Below are 22,645 nucleotides of genomic sequence, written 5' to 3'. Positions count from 1 at the left end.
GTGACCTGCGTGGTCGCTGCCGGGCCGATGCCCTGAGAAAATGATCAGCTGTCGATCTCGCCCTGGATGAAGGCCTCCACCTTGTCCCGCGCGACGGAGTCGCGGTACTGCTCCGGCGGCGACTTCATGAAGTAGCTCGACGCCGACAGCAGCGGTCCGCCGATGCCGCGGTCCTTGGCGATCTTGGCCGCGCGGACGGCGTCGATGATGATCCCGGCCGAGTTCGGCGAGTCCCAGACCTCGAGCTTGTACTCCAGGTTCAGCGGCACGTCGCCGAACGCCCGGCCCTCCAGGCGGACGTAGGCCCACTTGCGGTCGTCCAGCCAGGCGACGTAGTCGGACGGGCCGATGTGCACGTTGCCCTTGCCCATGTCCCGGTCGACCTGCGAGGTGACGGCCTGGGTCTTGGAGACCTTCTTGGACTCCAGGCGATCCAGCTCCTTCATGTTCAGGAAGTCCATGTTCCCGCCCACGTTGAGCTGCATGGTGCGGTCGAGCTGCACCCCGCGGTCCTCGAACAGCGTCGCCAGCACCCGGTGGGTGATGGTCGCGCCGACCTGGGACTTGATGTCGTCGCCGACGATCGGCACGCCCGCGGCGCGGAACTTCTCCGCCCACTCCGGATCCGATGCGATGAACACCGGCAGCGCGTTGACGAACGCGACGCCGGCGTCGAGTGCGGCCTGGGCGTAGTGCCGGTCCGCGTCCTCGCTGCCCACGGGCAGGTAGGAGACCAGCACGTCGGCGCCCGCGTCGCGCAGCGCCTGCGCGACGTCGACCGGCTCGTCGTCGGACTCGGTGATGGTCTCCCGGTAGAAGAGACCGAGACCGTCCAGGGTCGGTCCGCGCTGCACGGTCACCCCGAGCGGCGGCACGTCCGCGATCTTGATCGTGTTGTTCTCGCTGGCCGAGATGGCGTCGGCGAGGTCGTGGCCTACCTTCTTGGCGTCGACGTCGAACGCGGCCACGAACGTCACGTCCCGGACGTGGTACCCACCGAAGTCGACGTGCATCAGGCCGGGGACCTGGGTCGACGGGTCGGCGTCCGCGTAGTAGTGGACACCCTGGACCAGCGACGCCGCGCAGTTACCCACGCCGACGACCGCGACCCGAACCTGGCTCATGTCAGGCTCCTCCTGTTGTCTCGTCCTGTCGTTCCCCGCCGGACCCGGGTCCGGCGTCCGTTCCGGCGCCGTGGCCGGGGATGGTCTCGTGCAGCTGCTCGGCGTTCTCGGCCGCGATCAGCTCGTTCAGCCAGCGCACCTCGCGCTCGGAGCTCTCCAGCCCGAGGCGGTGCAGCTCGCGGGTGTAGCGGTCGATCTGTTCCCCGGTCCGGCTCAGCGCGGTGCGCAGGCCGTCGCGGCGCTCCTCCACCGCCCGGCGGCGTCCCTCCAGGATCCGCAGCCGGGTGTCGGCCGGGGTCCGTGAGAAGAACGCCATGTGCACGCCGAAGCTGCCGTCCTCCCATGCCTGGGGTCCCGCGTCGTCGAGCAGCTCGCCGAACCGCTCCTTGCCCTCGGCGGTGATCCGGTAGACGCGGCGGCCGCGCCGGGACCAACCGGCGCTCATCGCGCGCTCGGGGTCGAGGTGATCCGGTCCGGTCTCGGCGATCAGCCCGGCCCGCAGCAACCTGCGCAACGCCGGGTAGAGCGAGCCGTAGGAGAATGCTCGCAGACCACCCAGTCGCCTGCCGAGCTGCTTGCGCAGCTCGTAGCCGTGCAAGGGGCCTTCCTGGAGCAGCCCGAGGACGGCGAACTCCAGCACCGCACGTCCCCCTCGCTGCCGCGCGGTCCGGACGGACCGCCGCCCGACCATATCGGTCCGATACATCGGTTCGCCCGTCGAATGATCGTCGTCACAGCCGCCGCCGATCCGGACGAGTGCCCCGACCAGGCATGGAACGGGCCACCGGCACGGGGCGGGCGGTCGGCGCGGATCACGGCCGCGCGTACCCTGGTCGAGTGCTCAGCCCGCGACAGGTGGTGGACTACGCCCTGCAGCGCCGCGCGCTGCTGGCCGACGTCCGTGCCGGTCGGGTCGAACCCGAGGAGGTGTGCGACGCCGGTGCCTACCTCCAGCGCGCCGCCAGGTTCCACGGGAGGAAGGTCGAGGAGACCTGCCCGGTCTGCCGCAAGGACCAGCTCGCCCAGGTCTCCTGGGTGTTCGGCGAGGCGCTGCGGCACATCTCCGGCTCGGCCCGCTCCATCGACGATCTGGAGCAACTCGCGGCGCACCACCGCGAGTTCACCGTGCACGTGGTCGAGGTGTGCCGGACCTGCCGGTGGAACCACCTGGTCCGCTCGTTCGTCCTCGGTACCGGCCGCCCCCGCGGCGGCCGCCGGACAGCGGGTGGTTGAGTCCATGACGACCCGCCTGCCGACCCCGATCCGCCTGCCGGAGCCTGCGGCGACGATCCCGGTGACGATCCGGCCCGCGCACCCGGCGCCGGCCCGGCCACGCACCACCGCCACCCCGGGCACCCCCGGCCCGGGCCCCGGCGGACCAGCGCGACAGCACCCCACGGAGCCGCCCGGTGAACGACGAGCGTGACCCCCGACGCACCCCGCCACCCGGACCGCCGCCTCCCCCCGGTCGCCCACTCCCCCCACCGGCTCCCCGTCCCGGCGCCGGGCCCCGACGTCCCGGCCCCCAGGGCCCGCCCCCCGGCCCGCCGCCCGGCCGCCCGGGTCCGAACCCGCGCCCCGGCCCGCCCGGACCGCCGCCGCCCGGCCCGCCACCGGGCCCGCCGGCTGCCCAGCCGCCGCCCGCACAGCCCCGGCCGGTCCCACAGGCGCCTCCCCAGCAGTCGCCTCCCCCGCTGCTGACCCACGACTCCGGCATCGGTCACTTCGGCGCGGTCCCGTACGGCGCCCAGCAGGCTCCGCCGTCCCCGCCACAGCGATCCGGCCCGACCCGCGGCGGCGCCGCGGCCGCGGCGCCGGGGCGCACCGGCGGCCCGCCCGGGCCGCCCGGGCGCGGCGACGGCCGCCGCCCCGGCGGCGACGGTGGTGACGGCGGCAAGCCGCGCCGCAGGCGACGGCTCCGGAACTGGCTGATCGCCGCCGCCGGGGTCTCCCTGCTCGGGCCGCTGATCGCCTTCGCGATCGGCTGGCTGATCTTCCCGGTGCCGGCCGCCGACGACATCGCGGTCACCCAGGTGGCGACGTTCACCTACGCCGACGGCGACCCGCTCGCGACCGTGCGTCCGGACAACGTGAACCGCACCAGCGTCACCCTGGACCGGATCCCGGTGCCCGTGCAGCAGGCGGTGCTGGCCGCCGAGGACCGGACCTTCTTCTCCAATCCCGGCTTCGACATCTCCGGCATCGGCCGGGCGGTGATCAACCAGCTCACCGGCGGCATCGGCGGCGGCTCGACGATCACCCAGCAGTACATCAAGGTGACCACCGGCAACGACCAGTTCTCGCTGTTCCGCAAGTTCCGCGAGGTGGTGCTCGCGGCGAAGATGTCCAAGGAGATGACCAAGGAACAGATCCTGGAGAACTACCTGAACGCGATCTACCTGGGCCGCGGGACCTACGGCGTGCAGGCGGCGAGCCAGGCCTACTTCGGCAAGGACGTGTCCGACCTGAACGTCTCCGAGGGCGCGATGCTCGCCGGGCTGATCCAGTCGCCGTCGCGCTGGGACCCGGCGAAGAACCCCGACGTGTCCGAGCAGCGCTGGAACTTCGTGCTCGACGGCATGGTGGGACAGAACTGGCTCAGCCAGGCCGAGCGCGACCAGCAGCAGTTCCCGCAGTGGAACGAGGCGTCCGCCGGCGAGGGCGGCGGAATCCCCGGCGACGACCGGGGTCACATCTACAACGCCGCCCGCGGCGAGCTGGAGGCGCTCGGGATCTCCGAGACCGAGCTCAACACCCAGGGCCTCACGGTGACCACGACGATCGACCCGGCTGCCCAGGAACAGGCCGCCGATGCGGTGGCCAAGAGCCTGGACGGTCAGCCCGACAACCTGCGATCGTCGCTGGTCTCGGTCGACCCGAAGACGGGCGCGATCATCGCCTACTACGGCGGCGAGAACGGCGTCGGGCTGGACTACGCCGCGGTGCTGAAGCAGCCCGGCTCGTCGTTCAAGCCGTTCGTGGTGGCGGCTGCACTGCAGGCCGCCGATCCGATCGGCCTCGGCACCACCTACGACGGGTCGTCGCCGCAGACGCTGGCCGGCACCAGGGTCACCAATTCCGAGGGCGTGAGCTGCGGGAACTGCTCGGTCAAGGAGGCGATGACCAAGTCGATCAACACGGTGTTCTACCGGATGGGCCTCGACGTCGGCCCGGCGAAGGTCGCCGAGGCCGCGCACCAGGCCGGTATCCCCGCCGACCTGCTGCCGGAGCCGACCGGCGGTATCTCGCTCGGCGACCGTGAGGTGCACCCGAAGGACATGGCGGCGGCCTACGCGACGTTCGCCGCGGACGGCGTGAAGCGCGCACCGTTCCTGGTCAGCAAGGTCACCGCGAACGACGGCCGGGTGATCTACGACCGCGGCGCGACGGACAACGGCGAGCAGGTCATGGATCCGGAGGTCGCGCGCAACGTCACCGAGTCGATGACCGACGTCGCGGGCTCGTCGCGGATCGCGCTCAACGGCGGCCGTCCGGTCGCCGCGAAGACCGGCACCGTGCAGAGCTCGGTCGAGGGACAGAACAACGACGCGTGGACCGTCGGCTACACGCCGTCGGTGTCCACCGCCGTCTGGGTCGGCACCGACGACAACTCGCCGATCCGGAACTCCTCCGGCGGCGCGATCTTCGGCCGGATGCTGCCCGGGCAGATCTGGCAGTCGTTCATGAACGACGTGCTGCGTGGCACCCCGGCCGAGCAGTTCTCCGGCTTCCAGCCGATCGGGCAGGCCCCGCCGGCCCGCAGCGCCGCCACCGACAACGACCGGGGCGACGACTCGTCCTCGTCCGAGGAGAGCACCGAGCCGAGCCGGGAACCGGAGAACGACCGGGACCGCAACGGCGACGAGGACTCCGGCCGCGGCGATTCCGGCGGCGATTCCGGCGCTGACTCCGGCGACGACCGGGGCGGCCGTGACCGGGGCGGCGACCGCAACCCGTTCGAGAACGGCGACCCGTTCTCCGACGGCGGCGGCCGCCCGGACTCCGGCGGAGGGCAGGACGGGTCCGACCCGAACGGCGGTGGGGGCTGAGCGACGCCGGCCGCCCCGGCGCCGATCCCCCAGGGGAGCCGCACACCGGGGACGGCCCGACCGTCCGCGAGGTCCCGAGCTGGACCGAACCGCTCGCCCGTTCGGCCAGCCGGCTGATCGGTGGTCCGCTCGGCAGGCACGCACTCATCGGCCGGGCCCGGTACTGGACGCCGCTGCGGGCCGTGCTGCTGCTCGCCGTCGTCGTGCTGGCGCTGAGCTGGCTGGGCAAGGCGGCGTGCCTGCAGGAGTACCGCACCGCCGACGGCGTGCTGGCGCTCGACTGGCGCAACGACCGTCAGTACGTGGCGATGTGCTACTCCGACACGGTCCCGCTCTACGGCTTGGAGGGGCTCGCCGACGACGGCGTCCCCTATCGCGACGCCTGGTTCGAGACCCGGTCCGACGGCACCCGGGTGGAGCGCTGGATGGAGTACCCGGTGCTCACCGGGTTCTTCCAGTACCTCAACGCGCAGCTCACCGATGGATGGCAGTGGCTGGCCGAGCGGATGCCGCTGCCGACCGCGCTGGACGTCGTCGTCTACTTCAACGTGACGGCGTTCTGGCTGGCGGCCGCCTGGCTCACGGTGGTCTGGGCGGTGCTGCGACTACGGCCGGAACGTCCGTGGGACGCCGCGCTGGTCGCGCTGTCACCGCTGGCGCTGGTGCACGTCTTCACCAACTTCGACGCGCTCACCGTCGCGCTGGCCACCGGTGCCCTGCTGGCGCTGCGCCGGGACCGGCCGGGCTGGGCCGGTGTGCTGATCGGGCTCGGCGCCGCGGCGAAGCTCTATCCGCTGCTGCTCCTGGTGCCGATCGTGCTCGTCGGGTGGCGGCGGCGGTCCTCCGGCGGGCTGGTGCGGGCGGCCTGGGCGACCGGTGCCGCGGCCGCCGCCTGGGTGGCGGTGAACCTGCCGGTCGCGCTCGCCTGGCCCCGCGGCTGGGCCGAGTTCTTCCTGCTCAACCGCACGCGCCCGGCCGACCCGGACTCGATCTGGTACGCGCTGAGCTGGTTCACCGGCTGGGCCGGGTTCGACGGTCAGCTCGCCGACGGCCGGGCACCGGCCGTGCTGAACGCGGTCACCGCGGTGCTGATGGTGCTGGCCGTCGCCGCGATCGCGTGGCTGGCGCTGCGGGCGCCGCAGCCACCGGCCGTCGCCGAGCTCGCCTTCCTGTGCGTCGCGGCGTTCCTGCTGGTCAACAAGGTGTGGAGCCCGCAGTACTCGCTCTGGCTGGTGCCGCTCGCGGTGCTGGCGATCCCCCGCTGGCGGCTGCTGCTGGGCTGGATGGTGGTCGACGCGCTGGTCTGGGTGCCGCGGATGTACCAGTACCTCGGGGTGGCGGACAAGGGACTGCCGATGGAACCGTTCCTGGTCACCGTGCTGATCCGGGACGCGGTCGTGGTGGGGCTCTGCGTCGTCGTGGTGCGGCAGATCCTGCGGCGGGCTCCGGACACCGGTGCCGACCCGGTCTGGCCGACGGCGCCGCGGGTCGCCGCCCGGGTCTGACCCGCGGGCGCAGCGCCCCTCGAGCCGCATCCCGGGTGCCCGGGTGACGGTGGTCTCGCGGAGCGGGCCGCCGGGCCGGGGGTGCGGAAGTATCGGGGCATGGGCGACGACGCGGTGGTCCCGGACCGGGTGCAGCAGCGGCTGCGGGAACGGATCGAGGCGGCGCTGCCGGTGCTCCCGCGGCGCGCCGCGACCGACGCCGAACGGTCCGGGAAGCGGTCCGCATCGGTCACCATGACGCTGCTCCCGGTGCCCGGCGCGACCGGCGACGGCCCGCTCGCCGCCGAGGTCGCGTTCGTGCTCACCCGCCGGGCCCGGTCGCTGCGCGCGCACTCCGGGCAGTGGGCGCTGCCCGGCGGCCGGCTCGACGCCGGTGAGACGGCGGAACAGGCCGCCCGCCGGGAGGTCGCCGAGGAGGTCGGGCTGGAGCTCAGCCCGGACCGGGTGCTGGGCCTGCTCGACGACTACCCCACCCGTTCCGGCTATGTGATCACGCCGGTGGTGCTCTGGGCGGGCGGCGTCGGGGAGCCGGTACCGAACCCGGACGAGGTGGCGGAGCTGCACCGGCTCCCGCTGACCGAGATCGACCGCGAACCCCGGTTCCTGACCATCCCGGAGTCCGACGCCCCGGTGATCCAGGTCCCGCTGTTCGACCGCTACGTACACGCCCCCACCGGGGCGGTGCTGCACCAGTTCCGGGAGGTCGTGCTGCACGGGCGGCCGACCAGGGTGGCGCACCTGGAACAGCCGGTGTTCGCCTGGCGGTGAGTCAGCCCCGCGCGTGCTCCCGGAGGAACGCGATGTCGGCGGCCTGTCCGTCGGCCGGGGTCTCCACCACCACCGGCGCCCCCGCCTCGGCGACGACGGCGGCCAGCTCGTCGGGCGGGATCGTGCCCGAGCCGATGTTGGCGTGCCGGTCGCGTGCCGAGTCGAACTCGTCGCGCGAGTCGTTCAGGTGGATCAGGTCGATCCGGCCGGTGATCGCCTTTGCCCGCGCCACGATCCCGGAGAGCTCCTCGCCGCCGGCGAACGCGTGACAGGTGTCCAGGCAGAACCCGACGCCGAACTCGCCCACCGCATCCCACAGCCGGCCGAGCGCATCGAAACGACGGGCCATCGCGCGGTCGCCGCCCGCGGTGTTCTCGATCAGGACCGGCACCTCGAAACCGTGCTCGCCGGCCTGCCGTTCGACGAACTTGCGCCAGTTGTCGACGCCGGTCGCCGGGTCCTCGCCGGAGGTGACGTGACCGCCGTGCACGACGAGGCCGAACGCGCCGACCTCCGCCGCGCCCGCCAGGTGCTGCTGCACGATCTTGCGCGACGGGATCCGGATGCGGTTGTTCGTCGACGCCACGTTCGCGACGTACGGGGCGTGCACCACCACCGCGACCTCGGAGGCGGCCAGCTCGGCGGCCCGCGGGTGCGGCGGCGGCTTCTTCCAGCCCTGCGGGTCGGAGAGGAAGAGCTGGATCACCTCGGCCCCCACCTCCTCGGCCGCGGCCAGCGGGTCCTCGGCGTCGCGGACGTGTGCTCCGATCTGCATGGGTGCCACGGTAGCGAGCACCCCCGACGGAACCCGGGCGCGGGAGTACCCGCAGGTCGGGGCCCGGACACCCGTTGGTAGCCTTACCCGGTCATCCCGCAGGTCCCGTCCGGCTCCGGCCGTGCGACGACATTGTCGGGGGGCACTGAGAACCTCCTGTCGCGGCCGTCCGGGTCGTGACCGTTTTCGAGTCCATAGGAGGTGAGTGGTTCTCATGCGTCATTACGAGGTCATGGTCATCCTCGACGGCAGCCTGGACGAGCGCACTGTGCAGCCGTCCCTGGAGCAGTTCCTCACCGTCGTGAAGAGCGACGGCGGATCGGTCGAGAAGATCGAGGTCTGGGGCAAGCGCCGGCTGGCCTACGAGATCAGGAAGCAGAGCGAGGCCATCTACGCGGTCGTCGAGATCGCCGCGGAGCCCGCCACCGTCACCGAGCTGGACCGCCAGCTGGGTCTGAACGAGTCCGTGCTGCGCACCAAGGTGCTGCGCAAGGACATCACCCGCACGCCGGCGCCCGCCGCCGGCTGAGAGGACTCGTCATGGCCGGCGAGACCGTGATCACCGTCGTGGGAAACCTGACGGCCGATCCCGAGCTGCGGTTCACCCCCTCCGGCGCCGCGGTCGCCAACTTCACCGTCGCGTCGACGCCACGGACCTTCGACCGCCAGTCCGGCGAGTGGAAGGACGGCGAGGCGCTGTTCCTGCGCTGCAACATCTGGCGCCAGGCCGCGGAGAACGTCGCCGAGTCGCTGACCCGCGGCGCGCGGGTCGTGGTGCAGGGGCGTCTGCGGCAGCGGTCCTTCGAGACCCGTGAGGGCGAGAAGCGCACCGTCGTGGAGATGGAGGTCGACGAGGTCGGCCCCTCGCTGCGCTACGCGACCGCCAAGGTCAACAAGGTCAGCCGGGGCGGAGGCTCCGGCGGCTTCGGTGGCGGCGGCGGTGGCGGTGGCTACGAAGGCGGCGGCGGCGGTGGCGGCTTCGGCGGCCAGCAGGGCGGTGGCTCCGGCGGAGGCAACTCCGGCGGCGGTTATGACGACCCCTGGGGTTCGGCCCCGCCCGCCGGTAGCGGCGCGGCGTCCGACGACGAGCCCCCTTTCTGATCCACGTCCCCACCGCCCGCGACGGGCGGTAGACCCACCAGGAGTACCACCATGGCCAAGGCCATCGTGCGCAAGCCGAAGAAGAAGGTTTGCGCGTTCTGCAAGGACAAGGCCCAGCTGATCGACTACAAGGACACCGGTCTGCTGCGGAAGTTCATCTCCGACCGGGGCAAGATCCGTGCCCGCCGGGTGACCGGCAACTGCCGTCAGCACCAGCGGGACGTCGCCGTCGCGGTCAAGAACTCCCGCGAGGTCGCTCTGCTGCCCTACACCTCGACCGCGCGCTGACGAGGAGAACGCAGATGAAGCTCATCCTCAACGCCGACGTCCCCAACCTGGGTGCGCCCGGCGACATCGTCGAGGTCAAGGACGGCTACGGCCGCAACTACCTGCTGCCGCGCAAGCTCGCGGTCGTCGCCACCCGTGGCGCCGAGAAGCAGGTCGAGCAGATCCGCCGGGCACAGAAGACCCGCGAGATCCGGGACCTGGGCCACGCCCAGCAGGTCGACTCGCAGCTGCGGAACCTGAACGTGACCGTCCCGGCCAAGGCGGGCGACACCGGCCGGCTGTTCGGTTCGGTCACCCCGGCCGCGGTCGTCGAGGCCGTCAAGGCCTCCGGCGGCCCGACGCTGGACAAGCGGATCGTCGACGTCCCGGGGCACATCAAGACCCTGGGCAAGCACCAGGTGCAGGTCCGCCTGCACCCGGAGGTCACCACCGAGCTGCCGATCGCGGTCATCGCGAGCTGAGCGGTGCGGTGGTCGATCGACCACTGAGAGTAGTTGGAGCGGTGTCCGGAGCCTCGTGCTCCGGGCACCGCTCTTTCGTGTGCCCGGAACCCGTCACGGCGGGCCCCGCGAACGCGTACCGGCATCGCGCACGGACGCATTCGCCCGGTCGGGTGCGGCCGGATCGGCTCTCCCGCGGCCCGCAGCGACACGCCGTGAGGTGATGGTCCGCTCGTCGGACGGGGCTGTGGACGCGCCGGGCGGTGAGCGGTGAGCGGCGCACTCCGACACGCCGGAGCCGGCCCTGCGACGACACGCCAGGCCGATGTTGTCCACAGCTGTCCCCATGTACTTGACCTGCGGATATGGCCGAAATCAGCGCACTGTCCCCAGGTTGTCCACAGCACGGTCCCGGGATGGGCGGCGGTCGTACACAGTCCATCCCCAGGTTGATCACCAGGCCGGCTGGTGCCGGGCCAGCGCGGCGACCTAGCCTCGGTCCGACCGGCTCGGCAGTAGGTCCCGCACCCGCCCGCACGACACGCGGCCCGGTGGCGGGAACCCGGGCCGGACCAGCACGGGAGACCCACGCGAGCAGGCCGACGCAGGCCCTCGCGTTTCGAACGTGTGTTCACTATGCTGTCCACCGGGGGTGACGCTGCGTATGGCTCTGACGGACGATCGTCCCACCGGCCGGCCACGAGCTGTTCGTGACGAGGACAAGGCGGGGAGTGCCGGCAGCGGCACCTTCGATCGTCAGCCGCCGCAGGATCTCACCGCCGAGCAGTCGGTACTGGGCGGCATGCTGCTGAGCAAGGATGCGATCGCCGACGTCGTCGAGGTGCTGCGCCCGGAGGACTTCTACCGCCCCGCGCACCAGACCGTCTACGAGACGATCCTGGATCTCTACGGCCGTGGTGAGCCGGCCGACGCGGTGACCGTGTCGGCCGAGCTGCAGCGCCGCGGCGAGCTGGTGCGCCTGGGTGGCGCACCGTACCTGCACACCCTCATCGCGACCGTGCCGACCGCCGCGAACGCGGCCTACTACGCCGAGATCGTCGGGGAGAAGGCGATCCTGCGCCGGCTGGTCGAGGCCGGCACCCGGATCGTGCAGCTCGGCTACCACGGGGCCGAGGGCGGCGAGGTCGACGATGCCGTCGACCGGGCACAGGCCGCGGTGTACGAGGTCACCGAGCGCACCACCACCGAGGACTACACCGTCCTGGAGGAGCTCCTCCAGCCGACGATGGACGAGATCGACGCGATCGCCTCCCGCGGCGGCATGTCGTCGGGCGTGCCGACCGGGTTCGCCGATCTCGACGCGGTCACCAACGGTCTGCACCCCGGGCAGATGGTCGTCGTCGCGGCCCGCCCGGGGCTCGGGAAATCTACGCTGGGACTGGATTTCGCCCGCTCCTGCTCCATCAAGAACGGCATGACCAGCGCGTTCTTCTCCCTGGAGATGAGCAAGTCGGAGATCGTGATGCGCCTGCTGTCGGCGGAGGCGCGGATCCGGCTGGCCGACATGCGTGCCGGCCGGATGTCCGACGAGGACTGGACCCGGATGGCGCGGCGGATGTCGGAGATCTCCGAGGCGCCGCTCTACATCGACGACTCGCCGAACCTGACGCTGATGGAGATCCGGGCCAAGGCGCGCCGGATGAAGCAGCGCAACGACCTGAAGTTGATCATCCTGGACTACCTGCAGCTGATGACCTCGGGCCGCAAGGTCGAGTCCCGCCAGCAGGAGGTCTCGGAGTTCTCCCGGCAGATCAAGCTCCTGGCGAAGGAGCTCGAGGTCCCGGTGGTCGCGATGAGCCAGCTGAACCGTGGTCCCGAGCAGCGGACCGACAAGCGGCCGATGCTGTCCGACCTGCGTGAGTCCGGCTCGATCGAGCAGGACGCAGACATGGTGGTGCTGCTGCACCGCCCGGATGCGTTCGAGCAGGACGATCCACGTGCCGGCGAGGCCGACCTGATCCTGGCCAAGCACCGTAACGGCCCGACCACCACGATCACCGTCGCGCACCAGCTGCACTACAGCCGGTTCTCCGACCTCGCCCAGGGCTGAGCGGCCGCCGGGTCGCCCGGCGCGCTCAGCCGCCGGGGCGGCGCTGCGGGACGGTCGCCGCGACGCCCAGCGACAACGCGGCGAGCACGATCCCGGCGATCACGATCGGCACCGCCACCATGACGGCGCCGACCAGCAGCACCAGCAGTGAGACCCCCAGCAGTGCCGACGGCAGCGGCCCGGCGCCGTGCACCGAGCGGACCGGGCCGCGCGGGGCATCCGGGCCGCGCAGCAGGTGTCTCCGGCCGGCCGGACGGGCCGTGCCGGCGAGCGCAGCGAACCGCCGGACCAGGCGCGGGTCGGTCAGTCGCAGCTGGACCTCGATCTCGTGCAGTCGCCGCGTCTCGCGTTCGCTGAGCACAGAAGTACCCCTCGGAAGGTCTCGACCGGCGCACGGGCGCACCGGTGGGGAGCCTGGGGCGACGTCGATCCGGGCGTTCACCGGAGACTACGTGACCTGATCGTGACCTTGAACGCAGGGCGGACGGCGTCACAGGTGCCGGTGCTCACGCGCGCACCTGCCCACGGTCACCGGAAGTCGCCGGAACTCACCAGATGGAGACGCGGTCCCGGCGCGGACCGGACGGGGCACCGAGCCGGCTGCACAGACCGGCCCACGACCGGTCGGGTCCCGGGTTCCTGGTGGGGCGAGCCCGCAGCCAGCGCAGCTGGAGATCCGGGTCGTCGGGATCGACGCCCGTCCGGTCCCGGCGGGTGGGCCGGGCGGCCGACCGGATCTCGACGACCGTGCCGTCGGCCAGTGACTGGATCCCGTAGAGGCATCCGGGCGGGACCAGCAGCATCCGCTCGTCGTCCAGCAGGGACACGGCGAGCCTGCCGAACGTCTCGGTGTCCGGCCGGGCGTCGATCACGACCGCGTAGCCGGATCCCCGCACGACGCCGAGCAGGACCGCCTCGCTGCGGTGCAGGTGCAGCCCGTACACCGCGTCCCGGGCGACCCGCCGCTTGCGGCGCACGGTGAACACGCGGGTTCCCGCCGGTCCGCCGGACGTCGCCGGATCGACGAGCAGCGACCCCGGCACCACCGTCCTCAGCACGCTCACCCGCCGCTCCCCCTGTCCGGTCCGGTCACGCCGGGTGGCGCACACCGGTTCCGGCCCGTTTCTCATACCCGGGACGACAACGAGTGACGGCGCCCCCGGTGACGCTGGGCGAGGCGTCACTACTCCGAACGGGTGCACACGTCCGCTCGGGATCCGCTCACTACTATTGCGGATAGTTGATCGGAGGGAGGAGGCCGTGCCGGAACCGGTGCGCTGCCGCGCCTGCCGCTCCGACCGGGGCGAGATCGTCCTCGATCTCGGCGAACAGCCCCCGTGGGACCGGATGCCGCTGCGGGACACCCCGTTGCCCGATCCGGCAGCCCCGCTGCGGATGTGGCTGTGCGGGGCCTGCGGACTGGCACAGCTGGCCGACGACACGGACGTCGCGGAGGAGCTGCTCGGCGTCGAGCCCCGCGCCTTCGCCGAGCAGAGCGACCGGTCGGTCGACCGGCTCGCCCGGGAGGGCCTGGTCCGGCCCGGCGACCGGGTGGCGGAGTTCGGCAGCCCGCACGGCAAGCCCTGGCTGCCCCGGCTGACCGGGCGGGGGATGACCGCGCTCACCCCGGCGGACGCGCCCGCGGGCCGGGCCGATCTCGTCGTCGACGTCTACGGCCTGCTGCACGAGCCGGACCAGCGCGACGCGCTGCGGCGCCGCACCGCGCTGCTCGCCCCGGGCGGGACGCTCGCCCTGCAGCTTCTGTCGCTGGGCACCGTGCTGCGCGAGAGGCAGTGGTACGACCTGCGGCACGGTCACCACGCCTACTGGTCGCTGCCGGCGCTGGACGCTGCGCTGCGCGGGTACGGGATCGGCGTGCACCGCGCCTGGTGGTATCCGCTGTCCGGTGGCACCCTGCTGGTCACCGCCCGGGCCGGCGCCGAACCGGATGCCGGCACCCGCCTGCTGCTGGGTGCGGAGGAGGGGCTGGGTGTGCGGAGCGCGGCCGGGCTGGGCCGGCTGCAGGCCGCCGCGGACGGCGCCGACGACGGGGACGCGCTGCGGGCCTGGCTGGTCGCCGAGCGGGCCGCGGGCCGCACCGTCGCCGCCTACGGGGCGGCGTCGCGGGCCGTCCCGCTGGTCTGCCGGGCCGGGATACGGGCCGATCTGCTCCTGGCCGTCGGGGACGCGGCGCCCGCGAAGCAGGGCAGGCGGATGCCCGGCACCGACATCCCGGTCGTCGCCCCGGCGGAGCTCGCCGAGCTGCGGCCGGACCGGGTGCTGCTGTTCATGCCGGAGCTCGCGGACGAGGTGCGTGCGGTGCTGCCGGGGATCGAGGCGGACGGCGGCCGGTGGGTCGTCCTCGATCCCGCTGTCCGGCTGCTCGGCCGGGTGGCCGGGCCCCGAGCCGCCGGACAGCGGACTGGGGCGCATGGGGGGTTGCGGTTACCCTCGTAGGCCGGGAGGCACCATGCGAGGTCGACTCGGTGAGCTCGAGGCAGCCGTGATGGACGTGCTGTGGGACGGTGCCGCACCGTGCCGCGTCCGGGACGTCCGGGCCCGCCTCGCCCCCGGCCGCCCACTCGCCTACACCACCGTCATGACGGTGCTGGACAACCTGCACCGCAAGGGCTGGGTGCAGCGCGAGCTCGACGGGCGGGCCTACCTCTACCGCCCGGCCGCGACCCGCGAGGAAGAGACCGCGCAGGCGCTGCGCGAGCTGCTGGACGCGGCCGGCGACACCGAGGCCGTGCTGCTGCACTTCGCCCGGTCGGTGTCGGAGCGGGAGTCGGCGGTGCTGCGCGCGGCCCTGACCCCGTCGGCGCCCCCGGCGCTGTGGGATCGCGACACGGTGGGCTGAGCAGGCTCAGGCAGCCCGGTCGGCGGACCTGCGGGACCTGCGGGATCTCAGCCAGGCCGGCCGGCGGCTGGCCGGCGGGGTGCGGAGCGGACCGTCGCCGGCCCGCTCGGCGGTCCGGGTGATGTTGCGGATCATCCCGCCGAAGACGATCCCGTGGAACGGCGCGACCGACCACCAGTACAGGAACCCGGGCAGCCCGTGCGGGATGAACACCGCGCGCTGCCGGTAGGTCGATCCGCCCTCCCGGGGCCGTACCGTCAGCTCCAGCCAGGCCCGGCCCGGGACCTTCATCTCGGCGCGCAGCCGGAGCAGCCCGGAGCCGTCCTGGTCGTCGCCGGAGCCCGGCCCGGGCTCCACCATCCGTTCCACCCGCCACCAGTCCAGCGCGTCGCCGGTGTGCAGGGCGTCCGGGTCGCGGCGGCCGCGGGCGAGCCCGACACCGCCGACGGCCCGGTCCATCCAGCCACGCACCGACCAGGCCAGCGGGAACGAGTACCAGCCGCGCTCCCCGCCGATGCCCGTGACGACCGTCCACAGCCGCTCGGGTGAGGCCGCGCAGTCCTGCTCACGTTCGTCGAGGTAGACGCTCCCGCCCGCCCAGTCCGGGTCGCTGGGCAGCGGATCGGACGGCACGTTCCGCACGGTCGCGCCGGACCAGCGGGTCTCCACCTCGCCGTCGGTGATCCGGGACAGCGCCAGCCGCACTGCCCGGTCGTAGCCGGTCAGGCCCTCCGGCGGATCGGGCACGAACGACCGGATGTCCTGCTCGGAGCAGACCACCTCGTGCACCAGCGACTCGATCAGCGGGGTCGCGATCGATCTCGGCACCGGCGTCACGATGTTGATCCAGTGTGCGGACAGCGACGGGGTCAGCAGCGGCACCGGGACGACCCGGCGCCGGCTCAGCCCGGCGACCGCGGCGTAGCGCTGCATCATCTCGATGTAGGTGAGGATCTCCGGGCCGCCGATGTCGAACGTCCGGTTCTGCCGCCCGGGGATCTCGGCCGCCCGGATCAGGTAGCGCAGCACGTCGCGCACGGCGATCGGCTGGATCCGGTTGTGCACCCAGCGCGGGGCGACCATCAGCGGGAGCCGCTCGGTGAGGTGGCGGAGCATCTCGAAGCTTGCCGATCCGGAGCCGAGGATCACCGCGGCCTGCAGGACGACGGTCGGCACCCCGGAGCGCATCAGCGTCTCCCCGACCTCGACCCGGGACGCCAGGTGCGCCGAGAGATCGGCCGGGTCGCCGTCCGGGTGCAGCCCGCTCAGGTAGACGATCCGCTGCACGCCGGCCTCGCGGGCGGCCTCGCCGAGGATCAGTGCCGCCCGCCGGTCGATCGCGGCGAAGCCGGAGTCGGACAGCGAGTGCACGAGGAAGTAGACGACGTCGACGTCCTGGCAGGCGGCACGGACGCTCTGCGGATCGAGCAGATCCCCCCGGACGATCTCGGCGTCGGGCGCCCACGGGACGTCCGCGAGCTTGTCCGGGTCCCGGACCAGGCAGCGGACGTGCACCGGCCCGGCGTCCGGATCGGGCACCAGGTCGGCCTCGGGGCCGTACCCCAGCAGCCGCGGCGCGAGCCGTCCCCCGATGTACCCGGTCGTTCCCGTCACGAGATAGCGCACACCGGCGATCGTCCCACCGCTGCGCTCGTGCGGCAGGGTCACGCGTTTCCGCTGGGCTCCGGCAGCTCCGGCAGTGGGTTCCCGTCCCGGGCGCGCAGCGGGTCGACGGCCGACGGCTCGACCTCCCGGGGTGCGACGAGCGAGCGCACCGCTGCCGTGAGCACCGCCAGCAACGGGACCGCGAGCAGCGCGCCGACGATCCCGGCGATCACCACACCGGCGGCGACGGCCAGCGCCACGGCGAGCGGATGCAGCCGTACGGCGCGCCCGAGGAGCACCGGCTGGAGCACGTGGCTCTCCAGCTGCTGCACCGCCAGCACGATGCCCAGGACGATCAGTGCCGTGCCCAGCCCGTTCGCGACCAGCGCGATCACCACGGCGATCGCGCCGGTCACCACGGCACCGACGATCGGGATGAAGGCGCCGACGAACACCAGCGCGGTCAGCGGCAGCGCCAGCGGGACGCCGGTGATCCACAGCCCGAGCCCGATGCCGGTCGCGTCGACGATCGCCACCAGCACCGTCGCCCGCACGTAGCCGACCAGCGAGGCGAAGGCGCGCCGCCCGGCGACGTCCACCCGCTCCCGGCGCTGGACCGGGGCGAGCAGCCGCAGGAACCCCCACATCCGGCGGCCGTCGTAGAGCATGAAGATCAGCGCGAACAGGCACAGCGCGAAGCCGGCCAGCACCTCGCCGACCGTCGCCGCCGTGCTCACCGCGCCGGAGGTGAGCATCTCCTGGTTCTCCTGCAGGGTCTCCAGCAGCTGGTTCCCGAGCTGCTCGACGTCGACCTGGAACGGGGTCGCGTCCACCAGGCCCTGCAGCGACGCCACGCTGATCGTGAGCTGCCCGATGAGATCGGCGGTCCCGTCGACCAGGGTGTTGACGACGAGTGTCAGCAGCCCGCCGAGTACGGCCAGCCCGGTGACCATCACCAGGCCGGTAGCGACACCGCGGGGCACCCGCCGGTCGCGCAGCCACTGGACCAGCGGTGCGAGCAGCGCGGCCAGCAGCACGGCGATCGCGACCGGGATGACCACCACCCGCAGCTGGATCACCAGGAAGATCATCAGTGCCAGCCCGGCCGCGATGATCAGCATGCGGGCACAGATCTCGGAGGCCACCCGCAGCGGCGCCGGGACATCGGGATGTGCTGCCGGGCGGTTCCCGGGGATCCGCTGCGGGGTGTCGGACCAGGACAGGGCGGCCTGCGGATCGGAGGCGGCGACCAGCGGGGCCGGGACGGCACCGCCGCCTCCCGTGGAGCCCTCCGGTGGCCCGGCGCCGACGGCGCGGGCCGCCCCGGGGGAAGTGAGGTGCTCGCCGTCGGGCTCGGGGGCCTCGTCGGCCGGACTGTCCTCGGGGGCCGGTGGACCGGCTGTGTCGATGGCCGCTGTACCGGCTGTGCCGATGGCCGGTGGACCGGCTGTGTCGATGGCCGCTGTACCGGCTGTGCCGATGGCGGGTGGACCGGCTGTGTCGCTGGCCGGTGGACCGGCGGTGCGGGGTGCCGGGAGATCTGGGGAACGGGGTGCCGGTGGGTCGGCGGTGCCGCGGTTCGGTGGGTCGGCGGTGCGGGGCGCCGGGAGACCGGGAGACCGGGAGACCGGCGGACCGGCGGCGTTGCGGGTCGGCGGCGAATCGGCCGTGCGAGGTGTCGGCAGGCCGGGGATCGGCGGATCGGCGGTGCCGGGGATCGGTGGATCGGCGGCGTCGGGGGCCGGCTGAGCGGCCGGCTCATCGGCGGTGCCGCGGGCCGGTCGACCCTCGCCTGGTCCCGCCCCGTCCGCCATCACCCCGACGCTAGACCTCGGTCCGGCCCCGGGCCCGCTGTGCACGGCGACCGGTGCCGAGGACCGCTCGGACGGCCCAGCGACGGCGGCGGAGGAGCCCCGCCGGCGGCGCAGCGCCGTGCCACCACGACCGGACCGGGCGGCCGGTGGACACCGATCCGGGGGAATCGCACGGGCCCCTCGGACGGCCCAGCCGCCGTGCGGTCGGAGCAGCACGGGCCGTCGAAGATCACGCAGCGTCGAACTACACCCGTGTAGTGGACACCCCTCGGGCCGATCATGACACCGTCAGGTGGTGCACCGGTCACCCGACGGCCGTTCACGCCCAGGACGTGCTCGGCGGCCGGTCCGGACAGGCGGAAGCCGCCCGCGAGGCCGGTTTCGGGACGGGCTGACGATTACTCACTGGTCCACACGAGCGCCGAATGCACACTCTCCGTATATGCAACGGAGGGTGACGGCAGCGCTGAGCCACCCGTACGAGCGCACTTGACGACGCCGCTGTAACCGCCGTTTCCCCGCTCGTGTGTCACCCGTTGACGGAGTGAGTGGGCCGAACGGCGGTACGACAGCTACGAACTTCGGGCGAACCGGTTTCGGCGCACAACCGACGTCAGCGAGCAGGAGGTACGGCGGGTGTACGAGTTCGAGAGTGGATCCAGCGGTCACGGTTCCGGCGGTCTCGAGTCGTCGATCCGGCGTCGGCGCGCCGCGCGGGACGGCTGGCCGTTCCCGGGCCGGCACGAGTCGCACAACGAGATCGAGGACGAGACGCCGATCTTCCATTCGCTCACGGTCGGTGGCTGGCGTGATCACCAGCGCTCCGGCTCCGCCGGCAACGCCGTCCGGCGGGTACACCGCGGCACGGTCCGGACCACCCGCCGCAACCCGGCGGGCGACGCCCGGCAGACGGCCGACACGGTCGCCGCGTTCCACTCCGATCCGCTCGTCTCGCCGGTCCCGCAGCAGTCCGAGCCCGCCGCCCGCGCCAACTGGAACGAGCCGGGTGACGCCGCGCTGGCGATGCTGCGCCGACGCCGGGACGTCGCACGGGCGGCGGACCGGTCGGCGATCGCCGACCTGCTCGGTGGCACCGGGCGGCACCGGTTGACCCGTTCGGCCTGATCGCCGGGAGGCAGGCAACCAGCGCGCCCCCGGGACGTCCCGGGAGATGAACACCCCGGCGGGGACGCCGGCGGTGCAGTAGACGTCCCGCGGAGACCTTGGGCCGCGGGGTGGATGACGACCGGCTGGGGAGCAGGGTCGTCAGCACGCAAGGCGAGGGCCGGGACGGCCGTGTCGGAGGGAGCCGACGCGGTGTTCCGGCCCTCGCGCGTGCTCGTGCCGGCACGGTCGGGCGGTGCCGGCGGCGATCGAACCGGCCCGGAACCGTGGGGAGCGCGATTCCGGAGTGCCCGGCTCGAGGAGATCGGGACGGCGTCGGCCCGGCCTCGCGCGGCGACATGATCGCCACGGAGTGTGACCGTAACGGGCGGCCGTCCGGGTCACAAGGGGTCTGACGGAGTCCGTTCCGGCGTATCACCGGACACTGCTGTCACCACCGTCACCGGAGTCACCCCGTTCGACGCAGCAGCCCGGCGCCGATGTCACCGTGACGCACCCGAATCAATCCGCACGGTGACGCCCGGGCGTTCTACCCTGCAGTCGATGAGCACCGATGCCGCGGCGACCGGACCCCGTCGCACCGACCGCCCGCTGGACGAGGCAGGCGTGGTGACGGCGGTGCGGCGCGCCGCCGAGCGGGGCACCAGGGTGCGGCCGACCGGAGCCGGAGCGCGGGCGCCCGGGCCACTGGTCCGGACCGACGACGTCCTGCTCGACGCGTCCGCGCTGACCGGTGTCGTGGAGGTCGCCGACGGCACCGTCCGGGTCCGCGCCGGCGAGACGATCGCCGCCCTGTGCACCACCCTGGCCGCGTCCGGACGCGCGCTCGCGACCGTCCCGGATGCGCCGCGGGCGACCATCGCCGGCGCGACCGGGCTCGGCATGTACGGCGGGGAACCGGCCGTGGGGTCGCTGTCCGACCAGGTGCTGGCGGTCCGCCTGGTGGACGGGCTCGGCCGGGTCCGCGAGGTCACCGGACCGGACCTGGACGCGGCCCGCTGCGGCCTCGGCGCGCTCGGCGTGCTCACCGCGGTGCAGCTGCGGACGGTGCCGCTGCGCAGGCTGCGGGTGCACGAGGAGGCGACCCGGACGTCCGATCTGCTCGCCGGCGACGTGCTGACCGGGCACGCCTGGACCGAGTGCGACGTGGCGGTGCACACCGGCCAGGCGATCGTCCGATGGGCCGAGCCGGAGGACGCCGACGACCTGCCCGCCGAGAGCGGGGAGGGCCGCGGCGGATACGCGGGGACCTGGGGGCGGGCGGTGTCGCGGCTGGCGTCGTCCTGGTGGTCGTCGCGGTCGTCGTGGCCGCCGCCGCACCGATGGGCACCCGGGACCGCGGGCCCGCCGCACGAGGTGCTGCCCGATCCGCAGCCCTGGGACCCGGATCTCGCCGAATGGGCGGTGCCGCGCGCCGCGCTGGGCACCGTGCTCCGCGAGCTGGGTGCCGCGGTCGCCGCCCGGGGGCACGAGCTGCGCCCGGTCCGCGTCCGGCTGGGGCCCGCCGAGCGCGGCTACCTGCATCCGGCGTCCGGACGGGAGACCGCGTACCTGCGGATCCGTACCCGCGGCGCGGCCGAGGAGCCGGTGCGCAGGTTGGCCGGTGCGGTCCTGGAGGACGCCGCGGGGCGGCCCTGCTGGACGACCCGGCACGAGTGGGGCCCGGACGAGCTGGCCGTCGCCTACCCGGGCTGGGCGGCCTTCGCCGAGGCGCGTGACCGGTTCGACCCGGATCGGCGGTTCACCGACCCGTACCTGGCGTCGGTGCTGGGCCGCTGACGCTCAGCCGTCTGCGGCCAGTGCCTTCCTGAGCCGGGCCGAGACGGCGCGCACCGCGGTGAGCGACTCCCGGCGATCGGCCATCGTCGGCTCGCCGCCCGCGACGACCTGCTCGCCACCGACCCAGACGTCCCGGACCAGCCGGGAGCCGCCCGCCCACACCAGGTTCGACACCAGCTGGGCGTCGTCCTCCGGGGCGACGAAGGCGGAGTCGTCGGTGTCGACGTGCACCACGTCGGCCTGCCGGCCCGCCTCGAGCACCCCCAGGTCGTCCCGTCCGATCGCGGCCGCGGCGTCGGCGGTGCCCATCAGGAGCACCTCGGCGGCGGTGATCGCGGCGGCGTCGTCGGCGCCGATCCGGGCGAGCAGCCCGGCGAGCCGAGCCTGGTGCCAGAGATCCAGGTCGTCGCCGGAGGCCGGCCCGTCGGTCCCCAGCCCCACCGGCACGCCGGCCCGGCGCAGGTCCAGCAGCCGGGCGGTGCCCGCCGCGAGCTTGGCGTTCGAGCCTGGGCAGTGCGCGACCGCGACCCCGTGCCGGGCGTAGGTGGCGATGTCGGCGTCGGACAGGTGCACCGAGTGCGCGGCCAGTATCCGGCCGCCGAGCGCCCCGCCCGCGTCCAGCATCGCCGGTACGGAGCCGTGCTCGTCGCGCAGGTGGGCGTCCTCGCCGCGGGACTCGGCGACGTGCGTGTGCACCAGGGCGCCCCGCTCGCGGGCGTGCTCGGAGATCGAGGCCAGCGCGCCGGGCGGGAGCGTGTACGCAGAGTGCGGGCCGTAGCCCAGCTCGATCCGGCCGTCGCCGCCCGGGAACAGGCCGTGTGCGTCGATCCGGGCCGACACGTCGTCGCGCATCTGCTCCCAGCTGCCCAGCCGATCCCAGCCGGGCGCCGCGATGATGCCGGGCGTCAGCACGGCACGCGATCCGGCGGTCCGGACGGCGTCGGTCAGCGCGTCGGTGAAGAAATACATCTCGACGCTGGTCGTGCAGCCGGTCCGGAGCAGGTCCAGGCAGCCGGCGAGCATCCCGGCGTGCACGTCGGACTCGGTCAGCAGCGCCTCGGCCGGCCACATGACGTCGGTGAGCCACGGCATCAGCGGGAGATCACCGCCCATCCCGCGCAGCAGCGACATCGGCGTGTGGCAGTGCGTGTTCACCAGACCCGGCATGATCAGCCCGGGCAGCGGCCGGACGACGGCGTCGGTCGCCGGCGCGGCGGTGGCCGGGCCGAACCAGGCGATCGTCCCGTTCTCGTCGACGTCGAGCACGGCGTCGCGGACGACCGGGAAGCCCGGCGCGCAGCTGAGCGCCACCGGGGCGGTGAGCCGCTGCAGCACCGCCAT

General features: G+C 73.5%; 21 protein-coding genes. 13 read left to right on the top strand and 8 right to left on the bottom strand.

Translation table 11 applies throughout. The features are described 5' to 3' along the window. Positions 1-44: 44 nt before the first annotated feature. Together Pdca_RS33615 and Pdca_RS33610 are read right to left on the bottom strand one after the other, a co-directional pair. The gene (locus Pdca_RS33615) at positions 45-1,124 is read right to left on the bottom strand and encodes an inositol-3-phosphate synthase (RefSeq protein ID WP_085915044.1); all 1,080 of its coding nucleotides are present in this window, start codon (positions 1,122-1,124) and stop codon (positions 45-47) included. Position 1,125: 1 nt separating this feature from the next. Continuing rightward, complete coding sequence (locus Pdca_RS33610) at positions 1,126-1,764, bottom strand: PadR family transcriptional regulator (RefSeq protein ID WP_085915082.1); 639 nt, start codon at positions 1,762-1,764, stop codon at positions 1,126-1,128. 197 nt (positions 1,765-1,961) lie between these two features. Here Pdca_RS33610 and Pdca_RS33605 point away from each other — a divergent pair, with 197 nt between their 5' ends. From Pdca_RS33605 to Pdca_RS33590, 4 genes are all read left to right on the top strand, one after another. Further along, positions 1,962-2,357 (top strand): DUF5318 family protein, encoded by a 396-nt coding sequence (locus Pdca_RS33605; protein ID WP_085915081.1) that lies wholly within the window; start codon positions 1,962-1,964, stop codon positions 2,355-2,357. 176 nt (positions 2,358-2,533) lie between these two features. Continuing rightward, the gene (locus tag Pdca_RS33600) at positions 2,534-5,173 is read left to right on the top strand and encodes a transglycosylase domain-containing protein (protein ID WP_269462827.1); all 2,640 of its coding nucleotides are present in this window, start codon (positions 2,534-2,536) and stop codon (positions 5,171-5,173) included. A gap of 182 nt (positions 5,174-5,355) precedes the next feature. After that, positions 5,356-6,678, top strand: coding sequence for a glycosyltransferase family 87 protein (locus Pdca_RS33595; RefSeq protein ID WP_307724054.1), 1,323 nt, complete (start codon positions 5,356-5,358; stop codon positions 6,676-6,678). Positions 6,679-6,777: 99 nt separating this feature from the next. Beyond that, positions 6,778-7,446 carry an NUDIX hydrolase gene (locus Pdca_RS33590; protein WP_085915042.1) on the top strand — a complete coding sequence of 223 codons (669 nt, stop codon included), beginning with the start codon at positions 6,778-6,780 and terminating at the stop codon, positions 7,444-7,446. Between the two features lies 1 nt (position 7,447). On the opposite strand, the gene Pdca_RS33585 is transcribed toward Pdca_RS33590, so the two are convergent. Then, a complete protein-coding gene (locus tag Pdca_RS33585) occupies positions 7,448-8,221 on the bottom strand; it encodes a deoxyribonuclease IV (RefSeq protein ID WP_085915041.1) in 774 nt (257 codons plus the stop codon). A 214-nt stretch (positions 8,222-8,435) separates the two neighbouring features. Here Pdca_RS33585 and rpsF point away from each other — a divergent pair, with 214 nt between their 5' ends. The 5 genes from rpsF to dnaB all read left to right on the top strand — a co-directional run bounded on the left by rpsF (position 8,436) and on the right by dnaB (position 12,121). After that, entirely contained in the window at positions 8,436-8,750 is a 315-nt protein-coding gene (gene rpsF / locus Pdca_RS33580; protein WP_085915040.1) for a 30S ribosomal protein S6, read from the top strand. An 11-nt stretch (positions 8,751-8,761) separates the two neighbouring features. After that, the gene (locus Pdca_RS33575) at positions 8,762-9,322 is read left to right on the top strand and encodes a single-stranded DNA-binding protein (protein ID WP_085915039.1); all 561 of its coding nucleotides are present in this window, start codon (positions 8,762-8,764) and stop codon (positions 9,320-9,322) included. A gap of 51 nt (positions 9,323-9,373) precedes the next feature. Continuing rightward, positions 9,374-9,610 (top strand): 30S ribosomal protein S18, encoded by a 237-nt coding sequence (gene rpsR / locus Pdca_RS33570; RefSeq protein WP_085915038.1) that lies wholly within the window; start codon positions 9,374-9,376, stop codon positions 9,608-9,610. A gap of 14 nt (positions 9,611-9,624) precedes the next feature. Beyond that, the gene (rplI, locus tag Pdca_RS33565) at positions 9,625-10,071 is read left to right on the top strand and encodes a 50S ribosomal protein L9 (protein WP_085915037.1); all 447 of its coding nucleotides are present in this window, start codon (positions 9,625-9,627) and stop codon (positions 10,069-10,071) included. Positions 10,072-10,714: 643 nt separating this feature from the next. Beyond that, on the top strand, positions 10,715-12,121 hold the full coding sequence (dnaB, locus tag Pdca_RS33560) for a replicative DNA helicase (RefSeq protein WP_085915079.1): 1,407 nt from the start codon (positions 10,715-10,717) through the stop codon (positions 12,119-12,121). A gap of 25 nt (positions 12,122-12,146) precedes the next feature. On the opposite strand, the gene Pdca_RS33555 is transcribed toward dnaB, so the two are convergent. Together Pdca_RS33555 and Pdca_RS33550 are read right to left on the bottom strand one after the other, a co-directional pair. Next, on the bottom strand, positions 12,147-12,482 hold the full coding sequence (locus Pdca_RS33555) for a DUF3040 domain-containing protein (protein WP_158092265.1): 336 nt from the start codon (positions 12,480-12,482) through the stop codon (positions 12,147-12,149). Positions 12,483-12,669: 187 nt separating this feature from the next. Next, the gene (locus Pdca_RS33550) at positions 12,670-13,185 is read right to left on the bottom strand and encodes a dTDP-4-dehydrorhamnose 3,5-epimerase family protein (RefSeq protein ID WP_158092264.1); all 516 of its coding nucleotides are present in this window, start codon (positions 13,183-13,185) and stop codon (positions 12,670-12,672) included. A 196-nt stretch (positions 13,186-13,381) separates the two neighbouring features. Here Pdca_RS33550 and Pdca_RS33545 point away from each other — a divergent pair, with 196 nt between their 5' ends. Both Pdca_RS33545 and Pdca_RS33540 read left to right on the top strand, forming a co-directional pair. Further along, entirely contained in the window at positions 13,382-14,578 is a 1,197-nt protein-coding gene (locus tag Pdca_RS33545) for a methyltransferase domain-containing protein (protein WP_197719877.1), read from the top strand. 13 nt (positions 14,579-14,591) lie between these two features. Further along, positions 14,592-14,981 carry a BlaI/MecI/CopY family transcriptional regulator gene (locus tag Pdca_RS33540; RefSeq protein WP_085915034.1) on the top strand — a complete coding sequence of 130 codons (390 nt, stop codon included), beginning with the start codon at positions 14,592-14,594 and terminating at the stop codon, positions 14,979-14,981. 6 nt (positions 14,982-14,987) lie between these two features. Here the strand turns inward: Pdca_RS33540 and Pdca_RS33535 are convergent, their stop codons facing one another. Continuing rightward, positions 14,988-16,649, bottom strand: a complete 1,662-nt coding sequence (locus Pdca_RS33535; RefSeq protein WP_085915033.1) for an SDR family oxidoreductase — start codon at positions 16,647-16,649, stop codon at positions 14,988-14,990. After that, positions 16,646-18,400, bottom strand: coding sequence for an AI-2E family transporter (locus Pdca_RS37325; RefSeq protein ID WP_232021333.1), 1,755 nt, complete (start codon positions 18,398-18,400; stop codon positions 16,646-16,648). Before Pdca_RS37325 ends, Pdca_RS33535 begins: the two co-directional genes overlap by 4 nt. Positions 18,401-19,036: 636 nt before the next feature. Between Pdca_RS37325 and Pdca_RS33525 the strand changes: the two genes are divergently transcribed. Beyond that, entirely contained in the window at positions 19,037-19,525 is a 489-nt protein-coding gene (locus Pdca_RS33525; protein WP_085915032.1) for a hypothetical protein, read from the top strand. Between the two features lie 543 nt (positions 19,526-20,068). After that, positions 20,069-21,304 carry a D-arabinono-1,4-lactone oxidase gene (locus Pdca_RS33520; RefSeq protein WP_085915031.1) on the top strand — a complete coding sequence of 412 codons (1,236 nt, stop codon included), beginning with the start codon at positions 20,069-20,071 and terminating at the stop codon, positions 21,302-21,304. 3 nt (positions 21,305-21,307) lie between these two features. Here Pdca_RS33520 and Pdca_RS33515 read toward each other — a convergent pair whose 3' ends face one another. Further along, a complete protein-coding gene (locus tag Pdca_RS33515) occupies positions 21,308-22,645 on the bottom strand; it encodes an amidohydrolase family protein (protein WP_085915030.1) in 1,338 nt (445 codons plus the stop codon).

The organism is Pseudonocardia autotrophica (assembly GCF_003945385.1).
Taxonomy (GTDB): domain Bacteria; phylum Actinomycetota; class Actinomycetes; order Mycobacteriales; family Pseudonocardiaceae; genus Pseudonocardia; species Pseudonocardia autotrophica.
This window is presented reverse-complemented; position numbering and strand designations above follow the sequence as displayed.